At 64.3% G+C, this 13,735-nt stretch carries 13 protein-coding genes; 4 read left to right on the top strand and 9 right to left on the bottom strand.

Going from position 1 to position 13,735, the window contains the following annotated elements; all coding sequences use genetic code 11:
- Window positions 1–139: 139 nt before the first annotated feature.
- Genes tfpB through V3596_RS16700 form a run of 3 tightly spaced genes read right to left on the bottom strand, consistent with a single transcriptional unit; the run spans window position 140 to window position 3,267 of the window.
- Window positions 140–1,948, bottom strand: coding sequence for a type IV pilus assembly ATPase TfpB (gene tfpB / locus V3596_RS16710; RefSeq protein ID WP_334278927.1), 1,809 nt, complete (start codon window positions 1,946–1,948; stop codon window positions 140–142).
- Window positions 1,949–1,951: 3 nt separating this feature from the next.
- Complete coding sequence (locus tag V3596_RS16705) at window positions 1,952–2,746, bottom strand: spermine/spermidine synthase domain-containing protein (protein ID WP_334278926.1); 795 nt, start codon at window positions 2,744–2,746, stop codon at window positions 1,952–1,954.
- Complete coding sequence (locus V3596_RS16700; RefSeq protein WP_334278940.1) at window positions 2,743–3,267, bottom strand: DNA-deoxyinosine glycosylase; 525 nt, start codon at window positions 3,265–3,267, stop codon at window positions 2,743–2,745. Before V3596_RS16700 ends, V3596_RS16705 begins: the two co-directional genes overlap by 4 nt.
- A 47-nt stretch (window positions 3,268–3,314) precedes the next feature.
- Here V3596_RS16700 and V3596_RS16695 point away from each other — a divergent pair, with 47 nt between their 5' ends.
- Complete coding sequence (locus V3596_RS16695) at window positions 3,315–4,130, top strand: mechanosensitive ion channel family protein (protein WP_334278925.1); 816 nt, start codon at window positions 3,315–3,317, stop codon at window positions 4,128–4,130.
- 26 nt (window positions 4,131–4,156) lie between these two features.
- On the opposite strand, the gene V3596_RS16690 is transcribed toward V3596_RS16695, so the two are convergent.
- The 6 genes from V3596_RS16690 to polA form a co-directional block, all read right to left on the bottom strand.
- A complete protein-coding gene (locus V3596_RS16690; protein WP_334278924.1) occupies window positions 4,157–4,969 on the bottom strand; it encodes a TatD family hydrolase in 813 nt (270 codons plus the stop codon).
- A gap of 17 nt (window positions 4,970–4,986) precedes the next feature.
- Window positions 4,987–5,853, bottom strand: coding sequence for a formyltetrahydrofolate deformylase (gene purU, locus V3596_RS16685; protein WP_334278923.1), 867 nt, complete (start codon window positions 5,851–5,853; stop codon window positions 4,987–4,989).
- Between the two features lie 15 nt (window positions 5,854–5,868).
- Entirely contained in the window at window positions 5,869–6,561 is a 693-nt protein-coding gene (locus V3596_RS16680) for an ABC transporter ATP-binding protein (protein WP_334278922.1), read from the bottom strand.
- A complete protein-coding gene (locus tag V3596_RS16675) occupies window positions 6,554–7,813 on the bottom strand; it encodes a lipoprotein-releasing ABC transporter permease subunit (RefSeq protein ID WP_334278921.1) in 1,260 nt (419 codons plus the stop codon). The genes V3596_RS16680 and V3596_RS16675 overlap by 8 nt, the downstream gene beginning before the upstream one ends.
- A gap of 40 nt (window positions 7,814–7,853) precedes the next feature.
- A complete protein-coding gene (locus V3596_RS16670; protein ID WP_334278920.1) occupies window positions 7,854–8,510 on the bottom strand; it encodes an FkbM family methyltransferase in 657 nt (218 codons plus the stop codon).
- A gap of 111 nt (window positions 8,511–8,621) precedes the next feature.
- Complete coding sequence (gene polA, locus V3596_RS16665; protein ID WP_334278919.1) at window positions 8,622–11,390, bottom strand: DNA polymerase I; 2,769 nt, start codon at window positions 11,388–11,390, stop codon at window positions 8,622–8,624.
- A gap of 32 nt (window positions 11,391–11,422) precedes the next feature.
- Between polA and V3596_RS16660 the strand changes: the two genes are divergently transcribed.
- The 3 genes from V3596_RS16660 to V3596_RS16650 are packed head-to-tail and all read left to right on the top strand — an operon-like array spanning window position 11,423 to window position 13,627.
- Window positions 11,423–11,785 carry a hypothetical protein gene (locus tag V3596_RS16660; RefSeq protein ID WP_334278918.1) on the top strand — a complete coding sequence of 121 codons (363 nt, stop codon included), beginning with the start codon at window positions 11,423–11,425 and terminating at the stop codon, window positions 11,783–11,785.
- 46 nt (window positions 11,786–11,831) lie between these two features.
- Window positions 11,832–12,809, top strand: coding sequence for a homoserine kinase (locus V3596_RS16655; protein WP_334278917.1), 978 nt, complete (start codon window positions 11,832–11,834; stop codon window positions 12,807–12,809).
- Window positions 12,806–13,627: a BPSS1780 family membrane protein gene (locus tag V3596_RS16650; RefSeq protein ID WP_334278916.1), complete on the top strand. Its 822-nt coding sequence runs from the start codon at window positions 12,806–12,808 to the stop codon at window positions 13,625–13,627. Before V3596_RS16655 ends, V3596_RS16650 begins: the two co-directional genes overlap by 4 nt.
- Window positions 13,628–13,735: the final 108 nt, after the last annotated feature.

The raw sequence follows: 13,735 nt of genomic DNA, 5'->3' as shown, positions 1-13,735 counted from the left end.
CCACCCAGATCTGCACTTCGTTTCGAAGCACCGCTCTCAGCAGCGAAGCCCACGACTGTAGCACAAGAATTTCAGGGTTCGGAGAACTTCTCAGTGAAAAGTTCTCACGGCGGCCTGGCCGCCGGCACGGACACCCGCTTCATGCCTCCCACTGCGGCGTGCTTCGCAGCACCTCCTCCATCGTGGTAACGCCCTCGGCGATCTTCATGGCGCCGGCAAGGCGCAGGGGGCGGAGGCCCTCTTGCATGGCCTTGCGGCGCAAGGCGCTGATGTCCGGTTCAGGATGCAATGTGGCCTTGACGGCTTCACTGACGGTGAGCAGCTCGTACAGACCCGCACGGCCGCGATAGCCGGTATTGCGGCAATCCAGGCAGCCAACGGGCTTGTAGGGCTTCACGCCGCCGTTCATGCGCCAGTGCTTGAGCATTTCGTTCAAGGAGTCACGCGTCACCGAGGGGTCGGGCTGCTTGCAGTTGACGCACAGCGTGCGGACGAGGCGCTGCGCCAGCACGCCGATAACGGTCGCGCTGATTAGATATGGCGCAACGCCCAGATCTGTCAGCCGGGTGATCGCAGCCGCAGCGTCGTTGGTATGCAGCGTCGAAAAGACCAAATGGCCGGTCAGCGCAGCCTGGATGGCCATTTCGGCCGTGGCCAGGTCGCGGATTTCGCCGACCATGATGATGTCCGGGTCCTGGCGCATCAGCGCGCGCAGCCCCTCGGCAAAACCGAAATCCAGCGCCGACTGCGCCTGGGTCTGATTGAAGGCCGGCTCGATCATTTCGATCGGGTCTTCAATCGTGCAGACGTTCACTTCGTCCGTGGCCAGCCGCTTGAGCGTCGAGTACAGCGTGGTGGTCTTGCCGCTGCCGGTCGGCCCGGTCACCAGGATGATGCCGTGTGCCTGAGTGACCAGCTTCTCCCAGCGTTCGGTGTCATGGCTGGAGAAGCCCAGCATGCTGAGATCCTTGACCGCCGTGTCGGGGTCGAAGATGCGCATCACCATCTTCTCGCCAAACGCAGTGGGCAGAGTGGAGAGCCGCATTTCAACTTCATCACCAGCAGGATTGCGGGTTTTGATACGCCCGTCCAGCGGGCGGCGGCGCTCAACCACATCCATACGGCCGAGCAACTTGATGCGCGAGGTCATGGCGCTCATCACCGCCGAAGGCAGCTGATATACGGTGTGCAAGACGCCATCGATGCGGAAGCGGATCACGCCCATTTCGCGGCGCGGCTCGAGATGGATGTCGCTGGCTCGCTGATCGAAAGCGTACTGCCACAGCCAGTCGACCACCTGCACGACACCCTGGTCGTTGGCATCGAGCGCCTTGTTGCTCTTGCCCAGCTCCACCAACTGCTCGAAGCTGGCCACCTGGTTGGTCTCACCGGCCTTGGCGGCTGCACGGACCGATCGAGCCAGCGTAAAGAACTCGGTCGTGAAGCGGGCGATTTCGAGCGGGTTGGCAATCACCAGCTTGATGGTCTTGCGCGTGTGGGACTCGATCTGCGCCATCCAACTGGTGTCAAAGGGCTCAGAGGTCGCAATCGTCACGTCGGTCAGGCCGACCTGGATAGGCAAGCAGCGCTTGGCCTCGGCATAGCTGCCCGACATCACATCGGATACCCGGCCCACATCAACCTTCAGAGGATCGATTCTCAAGTAAGGCAGCTTGGCCCGTGTAGCCAGCCACTCGGTCAACACCTCAACTTCGAGCGGCTTGCCAGCAGATTTGCGCACCAGGCCCGCGCTGCCCAGCCGAACCAGCGGATGCAGCGAGCTGTCGCCAGCCGCAAAGCGCTGCTCCATCTTTTGGGCCTGCTCGGCATCGATGATCTCGTCCTCGACCAGCCAGCGAAGCAGCTGGCGCCATTCGAGTCGCCCCTCCGGCTTCAACTCGGGGCGGGCATCTGGCGCCTGTGCGGCTGTCTTGGTCTTGGTGCTCATCGGCTAGTCATTCAGCTGGTTGATGATGCTGATCGGCAGCGGTCGCACCAGGCGCAACCACTTGCGCGCCGGCAACTCATACTGCGACTCGATATTAGCTGCACGCTGCTCCAATTCCTCCCGCTCGGGAACCCTCACCCCGCGGGCAGCCACCAGCACCGTGTTGCCTTCCTTGGTCGGCGCCAGGCTCCACACCTGGTCAGAGCCAAAGATCCGGGCAATGCGAGTCGCGCTCCGGGTGAAGCTGGCACTGCGGCCAAAGAGATTGACCGTCATCAGCCCACCGTCGGCCAGCACATTGCGGCAGCCGGCATAGAAGGCTTCATCGTCCAGCACCGGGCCGGCGGCATCGTGGTCATAGAGATCCACATTCAAGACTTGTGCGCATTGGATGTTTTCATCCCGCTGCACCCACTCGCCAGCGTCTTCATTCAGCACCGTCAATCGCCTGTCGTCCTCGGGCAGATGAAACCAGGCTCGGCAGGCCGAGATCACGCTCGGGTTCAGCTCGACGGCCGTGGTCTGCATGCGCAGCACCTTGTGACAGAAGCGGGTGATGGCTGCCGCCCCCAAGCCCAATTGCACCGCATGCCCTGCACGGATCTCGTCCGTCTCGCGCCAAAGCATCCACGCCATCATGCGCTGGATGTATTCCAGCTCCAGTTGCTGGGGCTTGCGGATGCGCATGGCGCCCTGCACCCAGATCGAATCCAGGTGAAGGAAGCGCACGCCGTCGTATTCGCTCAGCGTGGCCGGGGCCCACTCTGACTGCTTCTTGCTCGTCTTCTTGCTGCTCATGGGGGACTCTGCCTCAGCGACTGCCAGGCCTTCAGCTTGTCATCGTAGGCCATCGTGTAGGCAGGGCTGCTGGAAGGAAGCGCCAGGACTCGCCATCGTGACTCGCCCAGCGCCGCCAACTGCCGCATGCCCAAGCGTGCGGCCGTGCCGCCATTGAAGCCTATGGTCTCCAGATGCGGCAGGCGTGCCAGCAGCCCGCCAAGGTCGCTGTGCAACGGGTCGCGGATATTGCTGTCCAGGCTACCCTCTCGTTCAGTCTCCTGGATCACGTCCCACAAGGCGATGCGCTGCTGGCGCAGCAGGCGCAGCCGATCTTCATAAGCCGCCACGATCAATGGCAGGCCGAACACGTCTCCCAACAGACGCCAGAACTGATTGCGCGGATGGCCGTAATACTGCTGAGACTTCAAGGAAGCCACCCCTGGAAAGCTGCCCAGCAGCAGCCAGCGCGCCTGCGCATCGAATTGCGGGGTCAGTCCTTGCCAGCGCTCGGCCTGCCCTGCGCCGACGGCTTCAGCGATGATCGGCGCCCGAGATACTTGAGTCACGACTGCAGGAGATTGAGATGATGAATACCGAAGCCATCTGGCTGTTCCTGAACACCCAGGGCGCAGCCTTCGGATTGAAGGTGCTGACAGCACTGGCAGCCTGGATTGTGGGCCGCTGGCTGATCAACCTGAGCGTACGCCTGGTTGGCGTCGCACTCGAGCGAGGTCGCCGCATCGATTCGACACTGGCAACCTACCTGCGCTCGATCCTCACGGTGCTCCTGAACATCGTGCTGGTGCTGGCAATCCTGGACATCTTCGGTATCCAGACCACCTCCTTTGCCGCCCTGCTGGCTGGCGCCGGCCTGGCCATCGGTACCGCCTGGGGCGGCCTGCTGACCCACTTTGCGGCCGGCGTCTTCATGCAGGTGCTGCGGCCTTTCAAGGTGGGCGACTTCGTCCAGGTGGGCGGAGTCACCGGCACGGTGACCGAGATCGGCCTTTTCGGCACCACGGTCACCACGCCGGACAACGTGCAGACCATCGTCGGCAACAACAAGGTGTTCTCGGACACGATACAGAATTTCTCCAGCCTGCCCTTCCGCCGTGTCGACTGCGTGGCCAAGATCGCCAATGGCGTGGACCCGCTAGATGCGATTGCCCGGCTGCGCACTGCCGTTGCCGCCATTCCGAACGTCAAGACCTCACCGGCACCGGACATCGAGATCCTCAGTTTCACCGCCGAAGGCCCGCTGCTCTGCGTGCGTCCGTATACGTACACGGATCACTACTGGCAGGTGTATTTCGACACCCACAAGGCTGTGGTCGCCACCTTCGGCGCAGCCGGTTATCCGGTGCCTGAAACACCGATGGCGCCACGCAATCGCGAAGTTTGACGCTGACGAAGGAGCTGGACCGCTGATCAGCCGAGAGCCAGCCGCGGCAGCGCGGCCCGCACATTCGCGCTGGTGACCGCTGCGGTCTGCTCCAGCGTCCAGCCGCGCAGCTCTGCCAAGCTCTGCGCGATGCGCGGCAGCTCGGCCGGCTCATTGCGGCTGATCCCGCCACCGGCGCGCTGCTCGGCGGTCTTGTAGAGCCACTGCGGAGGAATATCAGGCGCATCGGTTTCGAGAACCAGGCTTTCAGCAGGCAGCTCGGATGCCAGTCGGCGGATCTGCAAGGAGCGATCAAAGGTCAGCGTGCCGCCAAAGCCCAGCTTGAAACCAAGCTCGACAAAGGCCGCCGCCTGCTGGGCGCTGCCATTGAAGGCATGCGCGATACCGCCGCGAATGCCGCCGATGCGGCGCAAGCCGGCCAAGAGCTTGTCGGCGCTGCGCCTCACATGCAGGATCACGGGCAGATCGAAGCGACGCGCCAGCTTCAATTGCTCCAGATAAAAATACTGCTGACGCTCGGCATCAATGCCGGGCACAAAGAAGTCCAGCCCGATCTCGCCCACTGCGACGAGCCGAGGGTCGCAGTGATGCTGCTCCAGCGCCTCGGCCAGCAGGGCCAGATCTTGCTCCGCAGCTCGCATCACATACATCGGATGGATGCCCAGCGCATAGACAAAGCGATGCTGGATGGCCAGATCGCGCACCGTTTCGAAGTTCGCTGCCTCTACCGCCGGAATCACGATCTGCGAAACACCAGAGGCACGGGCCCGGTCCACCACCGCTGCGCGGTCGCCGTCGAACTCAGCAGCGTCAAGATGGCAGTGGCTGTCTGTCCACATGCCTGCACCACTTGCCTTCAGCGGAACACCACGGTGCGCCGGCCGTTCATCAGCACCCGATGTTCGGCATGCCACTGGATGGCGCGGGCCAGCGTCACGCATTCCGTATCGCGGCCGATCGCCACCAACTGTTCGGGCGTCATGCTGTGGTCGATGCGTGCCACTTCCTGCTCGATGATCGGGCCTTCGTCGAGGTCCGAGGTCACGTAGTGCGCGGTGGCGCCGATCAGCTTCACGCCGCGCTCATGGGCCTGGTGATAAGGCCGGGCACCCTTGAAGCTGGGCAGGAAGCTGTGATGGATATTGATGGCACGGCCCGACAGGTACTCGCACATCTCGCCCGACAGGATCTGCATATAGCGAGCCAGCACGACCAGGTCGATGCGGTTCTCTTCGATCACCTCGCGGATGCGGCGCTCCTGCGCTGCCTTCTGCTCGGGCGTGGCGCCCAGCAGCGGGAAGTGATGGAAGGGAATGTTGTGCGAGGCCGCCAGCTGATAGAACTCGCGATGGTTCGAGACGATGGCCGGGATCTCGATAGGCAGATGCCCGGTCTGCACCCGGAACAGCAGGTCATTCAGGCAATGGCCGAGCTTTGAAACCAGCAAGAGCACGCGCGTCTTGGCTGCACTGGCCACCAGGGTCCAGTTCATCTGCATCTGGGCGGCCAACGGCGAAAATGCATGGCGCACCGACTCGAGGTCCAGCGCCGCTGCCGATTCAAACTCGATGCGCATGAAAAAGCGCTGATGGTCCCCATCGCCATGCTGGGCCGAGGTCAGGATGTTGCCGCCCTGCGCCAGCAGGAAACCGGTGACCGCATGGACGATGCCCGGGCGGTCCGGGCAGCTCAGCTTGAGAATGAATCGAGTACTGCTGCTCATGGTGGTCTTGACAAACTATTGCTGCACACGCCCGCCGACCAGGCGCAATTGCGCCTGGCATTGCGAGGCCAGATTCTGGTCGTGCGTAACCAGCACGAAGGCCGTGCCCTGCTCCCGCGCCGACTCCAGCATCAGCTGGAACACGCCCTGCGCCGTGTCACGGTCCAGGTTGCCTGTGGGCTCATCCGCCAGCACACAGGCCGGCTTGGTCACGAGCGCGCGGGCAATCGCCACGCGCTGACGCTCGCCGCCCGAGAGCTCGCCCGGGCGATGCAAGGTGCGCGCCGCCAACCCGACACGCGCCAGCATGGCGGCCGCCGCATCACGTGCTTCGGCCAAGGGCAAGCGGCGCACGCGCAATGGCATGGCCACATTGTCCAGCGCGCTGAACTCGGGCAGCAGGTGATGGAACTGGTAGACGAAGCCCAGGTGCTTGTTGCGCCATTGGCCGAGCATCGATTCATTCATCGGTGCCAGGTCTTGCCCCATCAGGCTGATGCGGCCGGAGGTTGGGCGGTCCAGGCCGCCGAGCAGATGCAGCAAGGTGGACTTCCCCGAACCCGAGGCGCCAAGAATCGCCAGCGTCTGGCCACGGCGCACGGTGATGTCCACGCCGCTGAGCACGGTCACATCCAGGGTGCCGTCATGAAAGCGGCGCTGCAGGCCCGTGCCTTGCAGGACGATGGAGTCGGTCAGGGCTTCACTCATAACGCAGGGCCTCGGCCGGTTGCACGCGGCTGGCGCGCCAGCTCGGATAGAGCGTGGCCAGGAAGGCCAGTGCCAGCGAGCTGAGCGCAATCGGAATGATGTCCCCCTGCTGCGGGTCGCTGGGCATGTGACTGATCAGATAGATGCTGCCGGGCAGGAAGCTGACGTTCAGAAGCTGCTCGATGGCCGGCACGATCACGTCCAGATTGAAAGCCACGCCCAGGCCCAGCAAGACGCCCGCCAGCGTGCCAATCACGCCAGAGGCCGCGCCCTGGACCATGAAGATGCCCATGATGGAGCGAGGGCTCGCGCCCAGCGTGCGCAGGATGGCGATGTCAGCCTGCTTGTCGGTCACCGTCATCACCAGCGTCGACACCAGGTTGAAGGCTGCCACGGCCACGATGAGCGTCAGGATGATGCTCATCAACCGCTTCTCGATCTGCACCGCGTCGAACCAGTTCGCATTGGTGCGGGTCCAGTCGCGCACGATCACTTCCGGGCCGAGGCTCAAGGCCAGCTCGCGGGCCACATTGCGGGCCTCGTGCACGTCTTTGAGCTTCACCTGAACGCCGGTGGCGCCCTCGACGCGGAAGAGCCGCGCTGCGTCCTGGATATGGATCAGGGCCAGACCGTTGTCGTATTCATAGTGGCCTGAGCGAAAGGTGCCGACGAGGGTGAAGGTCCGGAATCGCGGCTGCACGCCAGCCGGCGTCACCTGGCCACCGGGGGCTGCGATGGTGATCTTGTCGCCGTCGAATACGCCCAGCGAGCGCGCCAGCTCGGCGCCCAGCACGATGCCCCATTCGCCGGGCTTCAGCCTGGTCAGCACGCCTTCCTTGGTCAACTGGGCGGCCAGTGGCGTAACCGAGAGCTCGTAGGCCGGGTCGATGCCGCGCACCATCGTGCCCTTCATTTCCTCACCACGCGCCACCAAGGCCTGGCTGGCCACGAAAGGTGCCGAGCCGATCACGGCCTTGTTCTCACGCGCCTTCGTGGCCAGCGGCTGCCAGTCCGGCATGCCGCCGCCGCGCGCGTCGATCAGCTCGACATGCGCAATCACCGACAACATGCGGTCGCGCACCTCTTTCTGGAAGCCATTCATCACCGACAGCACGATGATCAGCGCGGCCACGCCCAGGGCAATGCCGAGCACCGAAACGCCGGAGATGAAGGAGATGAAGCGATTTCGGCGACCGCCGCGACCGGCGCGGGTGTAGCGCCAGCCGATCTGCAACTCGTAGGGCCAATTCATGGGGCGCGATGCTAACCCAGGCCCTGGCCCGGGCCATCGCTCACTCGCCTTCGGGCTTGACCCTGAACTCGAGGTCGCGGTTGAACCAGCGCGTCGGACTGCTGGGGTCGTAATTGCCCTGCTGCATGCCGACAAGGTCGTAGTTGTTGATCAGCGCATCGATGAACAGCGAGCTCTTGTTGGCGGGCTGGCCAGTTCGCTGCTCGACAGCCACGTAATCCGGCTCAGTCTCGAACTGCGCATGCTTGACCCGGCGTTCGTCGAACAAGGACTTGACCGTCTGCAGGATGGAGAAATCGTAGCCCTCGGCATCCGAGATGTAGGTGTCGATCTCGGAGATGCCATGCTGCTTGAGGAAATTCGCCAGGTTGATGCCCTGCACCGTGATCACCTCCTTGGTGAACACCTGGTTCTTCGGTCCGTTGTTGCGGTAGCCGTCCGACACCTCGCACAGCGAGGACGACTGCATGTTGTCGTGGTCGCCGTCCATCTTGGAGACATAGAAGCTGACCGGCCCCTCGTTGACGCACACCGCCGCATTGATGATGTGGACACTCGGGAACGGCCGGTACCGCTCCTGCAGTCGACCGGCCAGCAGCGGAATGGGCTCAAAACCGTAGCAGACGTCGAAGTCCTTGAAGATCTTGTCGAAGCTGCCGCCCTGGTTGAGGCCGATATAGATCAACACTTTTGCCATCACTTGCCTTCCGACGGAACATTCAATACAAGACCACCACCTTAAGCCGCCCATCGCCGACCCGATGGTCCGATATGAGCCGCCTTGGCAGCACAAATCCTCGGGCGCTCTTCAATGCGCTTCATCCCAGTTTGAGCCCACGCCCACCTCGGCCAGCAGCGGCACCTTCAGGCTGGCCACGCCGGCCATCAGGCGAGGCACCTCGGCCTTGATCCAGTCCAGTTCGGCGTCAGGCACCTCGAAAACCAGCTCGTCGTGCACCTGCATGATGATGCGTGTCTTCTTGCCCGACTCGTCCAGCGCCTTTTGCACCGCCACCATGGCCAGCTTGATCAGGTCGGCCGCCGTGCCCTGCATGGGGGCGTTGACGGCCTGGCGTTCGGCGCCGGCCTTGCGCGGGCCGTTGCCACCCTTGATCTCGGGCAGGGTGATGCGGCGGCCGAACAGGGTCTCCACATAGCCGAGCTCGGCAGCGCGGGCCTTGGTCTCGTCCATGTAGCGCTTCACGCCGGCGAAGCGGGCAAAGTATCGGTCGATGTAGTCCTTGGCCGCCTTGGTCTCGATGCCGAGGCTCGTGGCCAGGCCGAAGGCACCCATGCCGTAGATCAGACCGAAGTTGATGGTCTTGGCATAGCGGCGCTGCTCCGAGCTGACATCGGCCACCGGCGTGCCGAACACTTCGGAGGCGGTGGCCTTGTGCACGTCGATGCCTTCGCCGAAGGCCTTCAGGAGGCCCGGGTCTTCGCTGATGTGAGCCATCAGGCGCAGCTCGATCTGCGAATAGTCGGCACTGACGATGTGATGCCCGGCTGGCGCCACAAAGGCCTCGCGAACGCGGCGGCCTTCCGCGGTGCGGATCGGGATGTTCTGCAGGTTGGGGTCGGTGCTGGCCAGGCGGCCGGTCACCGCCACCGCCTGCGAGTAGTTGGTGTGGACGCGGCCGGTTTCCGGGTTGACCTGCAAGGGCAGCTTGTCCGTGTAGGTGCTCTTGAGCTTGGCCAGGCCGCGGTACTCGAGGATCTTGGCCGGCAGCGGATAGTCCTCGGCAAGCTTGTCCAGCACCTCCTCGTCGGTGGAGGGCGCACCGGTCGCCGTCTTCTTCACCACCGGCAGGCCGAGCTTGTTGAACAGGATCTCGCCGATCTGCTTGGGGCTGCCCATGTTGAAGGGCTGGCCGGCAATCTCGTAGGCCTCCTGTTCGATCTTCACCAGGCGCTGCGCCAGCTCATGGCTTTGCGCTTGCAGCTTGGCTCCGTCGATCAAGACGCCATTGCGCTCGATGCGCATGAGCAGCTTGGAGGCCGGCATCTCGATCTGCTCGTAGACGTACTTCAGGCCCGCCTCAGCCTCGATCGCCGGATAGAGCCTTTCATGCACGCCCAGGCACATCTCCGAATCTTCGCAGCTGTACTCGCTCGCCTTGGCCACATCGACCTGAGCGAATGGAATCTGGTGCACGCCCTTGCCGCAGAGGTCTTCGTAGCTCAGGCCGTGGCGGCCGAGGTGGCGATCAGCCAATGCTTCCAGGCCGTGGGTCTTGTGCGCCTCAAGCACATAGCTCTGCAGCATCGTGTCATGGCGATAGCCCTGCACATTGACGCCGTGGTTGGCGAACACATGGGTGTCGTACTTGATGTTCTGCCCGAGCTTGGCCTTGGACTCGTCTTCCAGCCAGGGCTTCAGCCTGGCCAGCACCTCTTCGAGTGGCAACTGCGCGGGCGCATCGGGGCCGGCGTGGCGCAAGGGAATGTAGGCGGCCTCGCCGACCTGGTCGCTGAAGCTGATGCCGACGATGCTTGCCCGCATCGGGTCCAGCGAATCGGTTTCGGTGTCCAGGCCCGTCAGCGGCGCGGCATTGATGCGGGCCAGCCATTGGTCGAAGGTGGCCCAGTCGAGCACGGTGTCGTAGTGCTTGTCGATGGCAGAAGACGCCGGCGCCGATGCATCGGCGAACAGGTCGCCCGTCTGCTGCGGGGCGGCCTTCGGGGCCGATGCAGCCGGCGTTTCGCCGCTCAGCTCGCGCAGCCAGGTCTTGAAGCCATTGCGGCTGTAGAAATCCTTCAGGCCGGTCTCGTCCACCGGCTTCAGCGCAAGTTCCTCGAGCGCCGGCCAGCCGGGCACATGCCCGGCAAGGTCGCAATCGCACACCACGGTGACGAGCTTGCGGCCCATGGGCAGCCAGTCCAGGGCCTTGCGCAGGTTCTCACCGGCCACGCCCTTGATCTTGTCGGCATTGGCGATCACGCCATCCAGCGAGCCATGCTCGGCAATCCATTTGGCCGCCGTCTTGGGGCCGACCTTCTCGACACCGGGTACGTTGTCCACGGTGTCGCCCATCAAGGTCAGGTAGTCGATGATGCGGTCCGGCGGTACGCCGAATTTTTCCAGCACGCCGGCTTCGTCCAGGCGCTCGGGCGGCTTGGCCATGGTGTTGATCAGGCTCACATCGGCATTCACCAGCTGGGCCATGTCCTTGTCGCCGGTGGCCACGATCACCTGGTGGCCCGCCGCAGCGCCCACGCGGCACAGCGTGCCGATGGCGTCGTCCGCCTCGATGCCGGGCACCACCAGCACCGGCCAGCCCAGGAGCTTCACCACTTCATGGATCGGGTCGATCTGCTCGCGCAGCGCATCCGGCATGGGTGCGCGCTGGGCCTTGTATTCGGGGTACCACTCGTCGCGGAACGTCGGGCCCTTGGCGTCAAAAATGCAGGCGGCATGCTCGGCGCCGATGTCGTCGCGCAGCTTCTTCATCATCGCCACCATGCCGTGCACGGCGCCGGTGGCCTGGCCCTGCGGCCCACGCAGGTCAGGCATGGCATGGAAGGCACGGTAGAGGAAGCTGGAACCGTCGACCAGCAGCAGGATGGGTTTGCTCATGGCGGCGATTGTCATGCACTTAGAATGAACCCATGCCTCAGCACAACCACCGCCTGCACCGTCTGCTGCCCCTGCCCTTGCTGGCCCTGGCCGCACATGCCGCTCAGGCGGCTGACAAACCCGCGGCGCCGACCGCGCCAACAGCAGGAACCACGCAGGCGCCCCTGGTTACCCCGCCCGAACCCAAAGTCGAGGTCATCGTGCTCGAGGACGACAGCACCCGCATCGAGGAGCTGCGCGTGCGCGGCCAGGCCCAGACGGCCAAGGTCACGCCCAAGGACAGCAAGCTGCCGTCCTATGAAATCATCCTGCCCGACGGCGGCCGCGACATGTCCTCCGGCTCCGTCACGCGTGGCGCCGCCGGCAAGCGCGTCTGGAAGCTGCTGACTTTCTGAACACCTCCGGCCTGCGGCCCCGGGTCGCAAGCCCACTCTGAGCGCCATGGCTGTTTTCACCGAAGTCACCCACGAGCAGGCACAAGCCCTCGTGAGCCGCCTGAACCTGGGCCGGCTGCAGCAATTGCGCGGCATCACCGCCGGCATCGAGAACAGCAATTTCTTCCTCACGACCGATCGCGGCGAGTTCGTGCTCACGCTGTTCGAGCGCCTGAGCTTCGAGCAGTTGCCCTTCTACCTGCGCCTGATGCAGCATCTGGCGCGGCGCGGCATCCAGGTGCCCGACCCGCAGGCGGATGCCAGCGGCGAGATCCTGCATGAGCTGAGCGGCAAGCCGGCGGCCGTGGTCAACCGTCTGTGCGGAGGCCATCAGCTCGCGCCCGACGTCTTCCATTGCGAACAGGTCGGCGCCGAGCTGGCCCGCATGCATCTGGCTGCACAAGACTACGAGTTGCACCAGCCCAATCTGCGCGGCCTGCCCTGGTGGACCGAGACCGTGCCCGTGGTGTTGCCGCATCTGGAAGCGGCCCAAGCCGCGCTCCTGTCCGAAGAGCTGAGCTTCCAGCAGCAATTGGCCGCGTCGGCAGGCTATGCCGAGCTGCCGCGCGGCCCAGTTCACGCTGATCTGTTCCGCGACAACGTCATGTTCGATGGACTGCCCGGTCGCGAAAAGCTCAGCGGCTTCTTCGACTTCTATTTCGCTGGCGTCGATACCTGGCTGTTCGACATCGCCGTATGCATCAATGACTGGTGCATCGACCTGGCCAGCGGCCGGCTCGATGAATTGCGTGCCCAGGCCTTCGTCGATGCCTATGAAACCGTGCGGCCCTTGAGCGGCACCGAGCACCGGCTGCTGCCGGCCCTCCTGCGCGCTGCCGCCCTGCGCTTCTGGATTTCGCGGCTCTGGGACTTCCATCTGCCGCGCGACGCTGCGCTCCTGAAACCCCACGACCCGACGCATTTCGAGCGCGTGCTGCGCGAGCGCATCGGCGCACCCTGGCATGCCGTGAAGGAAGCTGCATGACGATGACGCTGCACCTGCAGACCGTGCCTGCCCGCAACGGGCTGCTCTGGATACGCCATGCCTTCAAGGTCTGGCAGCGCAAGCCGCTCGCGCTGACCGGGCTGTTCTCATTCTCGATGTTCAGCGCCCTGCTGCTGAGTCTGTTGCCCTTTGGCGGCCTGCTCCTGGTGGCTGCGCTGCCCCTGATGTCGCTGGGTTTCATGCTGGCCACCCATCTGGTGCTGCAGGATAAGACGCCCAACATCCAGGTTTTCGCCGCGCCCTTCAAGGTCAATTCCCCGCAAAGCCGGACCCAGCTGACGCTGTGCGCGGCCTACGCGGCAAGCGCTCTGGTGATGGCCCTGGTGCTGAACTGGGTCGATGGCGCGACCATGGACCAGGCGATACGCGCGCTGCAGAAGGAAATGGCCCGCGAGAAGCCGGACGGCGATGCCATGAACGCGATCTGGATGGAGCCCGCCGTGCTGAAGGCGCTCGGCTGGCACCTGCTGGCCAGCACCTTGCTGGCCATTCCCTTCTGGCATGCGCCGGCCCTGGTCCACTGGGGCGGCCAAGGAGCGATGCAAGCGCTGTTCTCCAGCACCCTGGGCTTGTGGCGCAACCGCGGCGCGTTCTCGGTCAATGCCATGGCATGGGCCGGCTTGATCATGGGGCTGTCGCTCCTGATCAGCGGCGCGGCGCTGGTGCTGGGGCCGCTGCTGCTGCTGCCCTTGCTGGCGCTGGTCCTGCTGCTGCCCACGCTCTTCTACGCCTCGCTGTACTTCACCTTCATCGACTGCTTCATGTTCGGCGCGCCGCGCGATCTGCTGAGCAAGTAGTCGCACGGCCCGACCACAACGGCCCCGGCAACCCCGGGGCCTTTGTGTTTGTCGCGCCGCGTCTTCACGCTGTTGACACACCCGCTGCCTACATTGCGGCCCCAGCGC

This window comes from Roseateles microcysteis (genome assembly GCF_036880965.1).
GTDB lineage: Bacteria > Pseudomonadota > Gammaproteobacteria > Burkholderiales > Burkholderiaceae_C > JAUASW01.
The sequence above is the reverse complement of the archived record's forward strand: the minus strand, read 5'-3'. Positions and strand labels throughout refer to the sequence as shown.

Excerpts from the sequence above, each read along its gene's own strand:
- V3596_RS16705 (WP_334278926.1), bottom strand. The coding sequence starts at position 2,746 with ATGAGCAGCAAGAAGACGAGCAAGAAGCAGTCAGAGTGGGCCCCGGCC.
- V3596_RS16695 (WP_334278925.1), top strand. The coding sequence starts at position 3,315 with ATGAATACCGAAGCCATCTGGCTGTTCCTGAACACCCAGGGCGCAGCC.
- polA (WP_334278919.1), bottom strand. The coding sequence starts at position 11,390 with ATGAGCAAACCCATCCTGCTGCTGGTCGACGGTTCCAGCTTCCTCTAC.
- V3596_RS16680 (WP_334278922.1), bottom strand. The coding sequence starts at position 6,561 with ATGAGTGAAGCCCTGACCGACTCCATCGTCCTGCAAGGCACGGGCCTG.
- V3596_RS16675 (WP_334278921.1), bottom strand. The coding sequence starts at position 7,813 with ATGAATTGGCCCTACGAGTTGCAGATCGGCTGGCGCTACACCCGCGCC.
- V3596_RS16655 (WP_334278917.1), top strand. The coding sequence starts at position 11,832 with ATGGCTGTTTTCACCGAAGTCACCCACGAGCAGGCACAAGCCCTCGTG.
- tfpB (WP_334278927.1), bottom strand. The coding sequence starts at position 1,948 with ATGAGCACCAAGACCAAGACAGCCGCACAGGCGCCAGATGCCCGCCCC.
- V3596_RS16650 (WP_334278916.1), top strand. The coding sequence starts at position 12,806 with ATGACGATGACGCTGCACCTGCAGACCGTGCCTGCCCGCAACGGGCTG.
- V3596_RS16690 (WP_334278924.1), bottom strand. The coding sequence starts at position 4,969 with ATGTGGACAGACAGCCACTGCCATCTTGACGCTGCTGAGTTCGACGGC.
- purU (WP_334278923.1), bottom strand. The coding sequence starts at position 5,853 with ATGAGCAGCAGTACTCGATTCATTCTCAAGCTGAGCTGCCCGGACCGC.
- V3596_RS16670 (WP_334278920.1), bottom strand. The coding sequence starts at position 8,510 with ATGGCAAAAGTGTTGATCTATATCGGCCTCAACCAGGGCGGCAGCTTC.
- V3596_RS16660 (WP_334278918.1), top strand. The coding sequence starts at position 11,423 with ATGCCTCAGCACAACCACCGCCTGCACCGTCTGCTGCCCCTGCCCTTG.